Genomic DNA, 5,152 nt, shown 5'->3' with positions numbered 1-5,152 from the left:
AAACCAGTTTGAAGATTTTATAAATGTTTGTAAAGAATTTGGGATTAATTATGTGGAAGTTAGTGACGGTTCTATAACCATACCGCATGCAGAAAAATGTGGCTACATAGAAAAATTAACCAAACACTTTACCGTATTAAGTGAAGTGGGCAGTAAAGATGCTGCACATATTATGCCTCCTTATAAATGGATTGAATTAATGAAAGCCGAACTGGAAGCAGGCTCTGCTTATGTAATTGCAGAGGCAAGAGAAGCCGGTAATGTGGGTATTTACCGCGGCACCGGCGAGGTAAGAGAAGGATTGGTACAGGAAATACTTACACAAATTCCCGAAGGAAAAATTATTTGGGAAGCACCGCAAAAAGCACAGCAATTATACTTTTTAGAATTGATTGACTGTAACGTAAACCTGGGCAATATTGCACCAAATGAAGTAATTCCTTTAGAAACTATGCGTATTGGTTTGCGTGGCGATACTTTCCATTTGTATTTAGATAAAAAGCCATCCTGATGAAGGTGTACGGCATTATAGGATATCCGCTGGGGCATTCTTTTTCACAAAAATATTTTACTGAAAAATTTGTAACAGAGGGTATCAATGATTGCAATTACAAAATTTTTGCAATTAAATCTGTAGATGGGTTAAAGGATGTACTAATTCAAAATCCTGATTTAAACGGCTTTAATATTACAATTCCTCACAAGCAATCAATTCTTTCGCTGCTTGATGATACAACAAAGCTGCCACAAAATTTACATGCCTGCAATTGTGTTAAAATTGTAAATGGAAAATTTATTGGTTTCAACACTGATGTTATTGGTTTTGAAGAAACACTTTTATCTCAATTAAAAAGCCATCATACCCATGCTTTAATTTTAGGTAATGGCGGTGCCGCCGAAGCTGTTAAGTTTGTTTTAAACAAATTAAATATTCAATACAAAGTTGTTAGCCGAAAATTACATGATGGTTCTGATTTGACTTATGCTGATATAAACGAAAAAATTATTAGAGAACATCTTTTAATAATAAATACTACACCATTAGGCACTTTTCCTAATGTAGATGAATGCCCGGCTATCCCTTATCAATATTTAACGGCACAACATTTTTTATACGACCTGGTGTATAATCCTCCTAAAACTTTATTTCTTAAAAAAGGGGAGGAGCAAGGCACCGCAATTAAAAACGGTTACGATATGCTGATGATACAGGCGGAAGAAAGCTGGCGTATTTGGAATGAAGAAAATTAAAAATTCAAAATTTCAAATTGATGTATTCAAAATCTCTTTCAATTTCTCTGGAATTGCAATAACTTTTTTTGCTGTGTAATCATAACTCACCATTCCTGTTTTTGCCAAAGCAAGCAAAATTGTTTTGTTGTTTCTTTTTGTACTAAGCTCATAATATAATTCAAAACTTACTTTCGAAATTTCTCCCACTGCAATTGTAATTTCAACAGCATCGCCATAAAACGATTCATTTTTAAATTCAAAAGCAAGGTCAGCTAATATTAATCCTGTGCCTTCAATATTTAATTCGGTAAAGCCATGTTGCATCAGCCATTGCATCCTTGCTTCATGAATGATTGATACAAAAGCATCATTACCTAAATGATTGCCATAATTTATATCACTAATTCTTACCGGTACAGTAATTACAGCTATTCTATTTTCAGGCATTATTAGTTTTACTCTTGCCATTTTTTTTGATAAAGATAAAATTCTCTGCTTTATAAAAATGCCCTTGTTTAGAAAAGATATTACTCTTCTCAGTTTTTTAAAATGACTAGTGACTCAATGACCAATGACTTGCAATAAAAAAATAAGGCTCCACGTTAAGGGTGAAGCCGTTATTTATAAAACCTATATAGTAGATCGGGTAATTATTTTTTCTCTTCCAAAACATTACTCAGCTCCATAATGTCCATAAAATTAGAAAGTGATGGAGCTACAACATTATTGGTCATCTTATCTCTCCATATGGCAAAAGTATTTTTCCACTTTGCACTTTCTTTAATTATTACATCAAGGTTTTCCTGCAGCTCAGGATTTTTATCGGTTAAATAACCAATTAAATTAGAAAATTTAGAAGATACTTTTATTGTTTGTCCATCGGGGCCGGTAATACTGATGTAAGTATTTGGGGTATTCATTAATGCAATATCCATCGGTGTTTCTCCATTGGCGGTTTGCAATTTTTCTTTGTTACCAATTGCAGGGTCTTGTGCTAAATCTTCACCTTTATTACCTTTTACATAATCAGCAACAAACGCTTCTTGTGTTTGCGCCGGTGTTGTTTTTTTAGCTGGGTTGTAAGCGGTTTGTTCTTTTGCCAATTTTTTTTCTTGAGTATCAGAGGCAGGCAAGGTTGTTTTTTCTGTGCCGGCAACTGGTGTATTCGGTTGCTGACTTTGTGGGGTTACAGAAGAAGCGGTAGAATTAATTGCATCATCTTTAGTATTACTGCTCAACCAAATGGTGGTTGCAATAATTGCAATAACAGATGCTGCTGCGGCCATTCTAAAATAAATGACTTTTTGGTTTTTCTTATTATTTTGCAGCGGAACTATTTTTGTTTCGCTCTTATCTAATTCACTGGCAATATTTTTCCAGGCATCAGCCGGGGCTTCTGCATTATAATTGTACAAACGCTCTGCAAATGAAGTTGATGATTGCTTTTCTTCCTCATCCAGTGTATTAAAAATATTTACTAAAACTTTATCCGGTGCTGTTGTTTCAAAAGCAAGCATTTTTGTTTTAAAATCTGTTGCTGCTGTTTCGTTTTCTTTGTCCAGTTCGTTGGTAATATTCACCCACACACCTTCTGGAGGTGTTACCTGGTGGCTGAGTATTTTATTTAACCAATTGGTGGACATTTTTTAATTTTATTAAGGTCAGATTTATTTTAATTTTTCTTCTACCATCTTTTTTAAAATAGCTTTAGCCCTTGCTAACTGCGATTTACTGGTGCCTTCACTTATTCCTAAAATTTCTCCAATATCTTTATGGGCATAGCCTTCAATTACATACATGTTAAATACCTGCCTGTAACCGGGGCTAAGTTCCTGAATCATTTTTATCACATCCTTTTCGGCAAGGTTATCCAGCGCATTCCACGATGGGTCTTCAACAGTTACCTCCTGCGAATCTGTAACAGAAAATTTTTTAACCGATTTTCTAAAATGTTCAATAGATGTGTTTACAAAAATCCTGCGTATCCATCCTTCAAACGAACCCTCGCCACGAAATTTTTCCAGGTTTTTAAAAATTTTTATAAAGCCGTCCTGTAAAAGATCCTGGGCATCTTCTGCATCTTTACAATACCTTAAACAAACCGCATACATTTTAGATGAAAAACGATGGTAGAGCACTTCCTGCATCTTCCTGTCTTTATCTAAGCATCCTTTAATTATGTCGGTTTCTGATAGCAATAGGTTGCTTTCGTTACTCAAAATAAGATAGGTTTTGTTGAATAATAAATGATTTTTTCGATTAGCTTCAACGGGAACTTATAAAAAAAATTAATTTTTCCAGCGCTTTTTTGCGGTGGCTGTATTGAGATTTTTCCTCCATACTCATTTCCGCAAATGTTTTTTCACTTTCGTCAGGTACAAAGACGGCATCGTAGCCAAAACCGTTGCTTCCTTTTTTTCCTGCCGTTATAGAGCCTTTGCAAATACCTTCAAAAAGATATTCTTTATCATCTAAAATTAATGAGATAACTGTTCTAAAACGTGCATTTTTGTTTTCATGCGGCTTTAAGTTAACCAATAATTTTTCAATATTATTTTCAAACGATCTTCCTTCACCAGCATACCTTGCACTTTTTACTCCCGGTTCGCCATTTAATGCTTCCACTTCCAGGCCGGTATCTTCACTAAAACAATTTTTTTTAGTAAGATCATGAATTACTTTCGATTTTTCCGACGCATTTTCTTCTAAAGTATTATGCGGTTCAGGTATGTCAATATCTATTCCGGCTTCTTTTAAAGTTATAATATTAAAACGGCTGCCGAGTGCCAATCTAATTTCATCAACCTTATGCTGGTTATTGGTAGCAAATATCAGGGTGTCCATTTTTTTATTTTTATCAAATAGAAAAAACCTGTTTCAGGCAGTTCCATAATTTTGTTTTTTCTGTCCTGTCTGCTGCAAGCATTTGCAATGGTGGCGCAGAAAGATACACCTGGTTATTAAATTTTTGAATTTGATAATACGGAAACTGTAACGGTAATTGCAGTTGCGATGGGTCCACACCAAAAAGCAATATTGTTGCTGCTTTCAATTCTTCTTCAACCTGGGTATAAGTAAGTGCATTTGTTTTGGCAAAATTTATCAATGCTACATCAGCCATCGATAATTTACAGGCACCTAAAATGCCCATTAAAAAATTTAATTCATCATCAGGCAAATACAAAGTTTTTTCATCGGCAACAATAATTGCAATTTGCTTTTGATTATTTCCTAAAACTGCAATACCGTTTGCTTTTGCAATAGTTGCTACAGTTTCGTTTGTATTTAAATCAACCAACGAATTCTTAAACAAATCATGCAGAACAATTGCTGGCAGTTGAATATTATCTAAACTCATAAAAGACCGTTTCGTACGCTGTTTTTTTTGTTTCTTTGCAGTAAAATTAATGAATATGACCGCAGCAGCAGATATAATTGTTACAAAAGCAGAGCATAGTAAATTAAAAGATATTAATCTGGAGAATATTCCCTTTGGAAAATATTTTACCGATCACATGCTTGAAGCCGATTATGAAGATGGTGAATGGAAAAATGTAGAAATAAAACCTTATCAGCCTTTATTGCTTGCCCCCAGTTTGGCAGCATTGCATTATGGTCAGGCTATTTTTGAAGGCATAAAAGCCTATAAAAATGCTGATGGGGAAGCTTTTATTTTCAGGCCTTACGATAATTTTAAGCGCTTTAATATTTCTGCCGAAAGAATGGAAATGCCACAAGTGCAAACAATAATCTATCAATAAATACCAACCCGTTATTTTTCAATCCTAATAAAACAGAACGTATATAACCTAAACCCATTTCTCTTCAAGCATGAATATTGTTTTAATTATTGGTACTATCGGCATGCTTATACTGGCTATTGCCATTGTGGGGTTTGTTATATTCCACCAGCGCAAAG

At 34.4% G+C, this 5,152-nt stretch carries 8 protein-coding genes; 3 read left to right on the top strand and 5 right to left on the bottom strand.

Going from position 1 to position 5,152, the window contains the following annotated elements:
- Both ACY651_RS15670 and ACY651_RS15665 read left to right on the top strand, forming a co-directional pair.
- Positions 1-511, top strand: a 511-nt coding sequence (locus ACY651_RS15670) for a phosphosulfolactate synthase (RefSeq protein ID WP_462254432.1), incomplete at its 5' end; no start/stop codon positions are given.
- Positions 511-1,251: a shikimate dehydrogenase family protein gene (locus ACY651_RS15665; RefSeq protein WP_462254430.1), complete on the top strand. Its 741-nt coding sequence runs from the start codon at positions 511-513 to the stop codon at positions 1,249-1,251. The genes ACY651_RS15670 and ACY651_RS15665, both read left to right, overlap by 1 nt.
- Positions 1,252-1,263: 12 nt before the next feature.
- On the opposite strand, the gene ACY651_RS15660 is transcribed toward ACY651_RS15665, so the two are convergent.
- The 5 genes from ACY651_RS15660 to ACY651_RS15640 all read right to left on the bottom strand — a co-directional run bounded on the left by ACY651_RS15660 (position 1,264) and on the right by ACY651_RS15640 (position 4,591).
- Entirely contained in the window at positions 1,264-1,701 is a 438-nt protein-coding gene (locus ACY651_RS15660; RefSeq protein WP_462254428.1) for an acyl-CoA thioesterase, read from the bottom strand.
- A 182-nt stretch (positions 1,702-1,883) separates the two neighbouring features.
- The gene (locus ACY651_RS15655; protein WP_462254426.1) at positions 1,884-2,876 is read right to left on the bottom strand and encodes a hypothetical protein; all 993 of its coding nucleotides are present in this window, start codon (positions 2,874-2,876) and stop codon (positions 1,884-1,886) included.
- 24 nt (positions 2,877-2,900) lie between these two features.
- A complete protein-coding gene (locus ACY651_RS15650; RefSeq protein WP_462254424.1) occupies positions 2,901-3,452 on the bottom strand; it encodes an RNA polymerase sigma factor in 552 nt (183 codons plus the stop codon).
- 46 nt (positions 3,453-3,498) lie between these two features.
- Entirely contained in the window at positions 3,499-4,077 is a 579-nt protein-coding gene (gene rdgB, locus ACY651_RS15645; RefSeq protein WP_462254422.1) for an RdgB/HAM1 family non-canonical purine NTP pyrophosphatase, read from the bottom strand.
- Positions 4,078-4,090: 13 nt separating this feature from the next.
- Complete coding sequence (locus ACY651_RS15640) at positions 4,091-4,591, bottom strand: hypothetical protein (protein WP_462254420.1); 501 nt, start codon at positions 4,589-4,591, stop codon at positions 4,091-4,093.
- A gap of 55 nt (positions 4,592-4,646) precedes the next feature.
- Here ACY651_RS15640 and ACY651_RS15635 point away from each other — a divergent pair, with 55 nt between their 5' ends.
- Positions 4,647-4,994 (top strand): hypothetical protein, encoded by a 348-nt coding sequence (locus ACY651_RS15635; RefSeq protein ID WP_462254418.1) that lies wholly within the window; start codon positions 4,647-4,649, stop codon positions 4,992-4,994.
- The last annotated feature ends 158 nt before the right edge of the window (positions 4,995-5,152 follow it).

Origin of the sequence: Ferruginibacter sp., assembly GCF_031391665.1 — a bacterium.
Taxonomy (GTDB): domain Bacteria; phylum Bacteroidota; class Bacteroidia; order Chitinophagales; family Chitinophagaceae; genus Ferruginibacter.
The sequence above is the reverse complement of the archived record's forward strand: the minus strand, read 5'-3'. Positions and strand labels throughout refer to the sequence as shown.

Coding starts and splice junctions, on each gene's coding strand:
- ACY651_RS15655 (WP_462254426.1), bottom strand. CDS start 2,876: ATGTCCACCAATTGGTTAAATAAAATACTCAGCCACCAGGTAACACCT.
- ACY651_RS15660 (WP_462254428.1), bottom strand. CDS start 1,701: ATGGCAAGAGTAAAACTAATAATGCCTGAAAATAGAATAGCTGTAATT.
- ACY651_RS15640 (WP_462254420.1), bottom strand. CDS start 4,591: ATGAGTTTAGATAATATTCAACTGCCAGCAATTGTTCTGCATGATTTG.
- ACY651_RS15635 (WP_462254418.1), top strand. CDS start 4,647: ATGACCGCAGCAGCAGATATAATTGTTACAAAAGCAGAGCATAGTAAA.
- ACY651_RS15665 (WP_462254430.1), top strand. CDS start 511: ATGAAGGTGTACGGCATTATAGGATATCCGCTGGGGCATTCTTTTTCA.
- rdgB (WP_462254422.1), bottom strand. CDS start 4,077: ATGGACACCCTGATATTTGCTACCAATAACCAGCATAAGGTTGATGAA.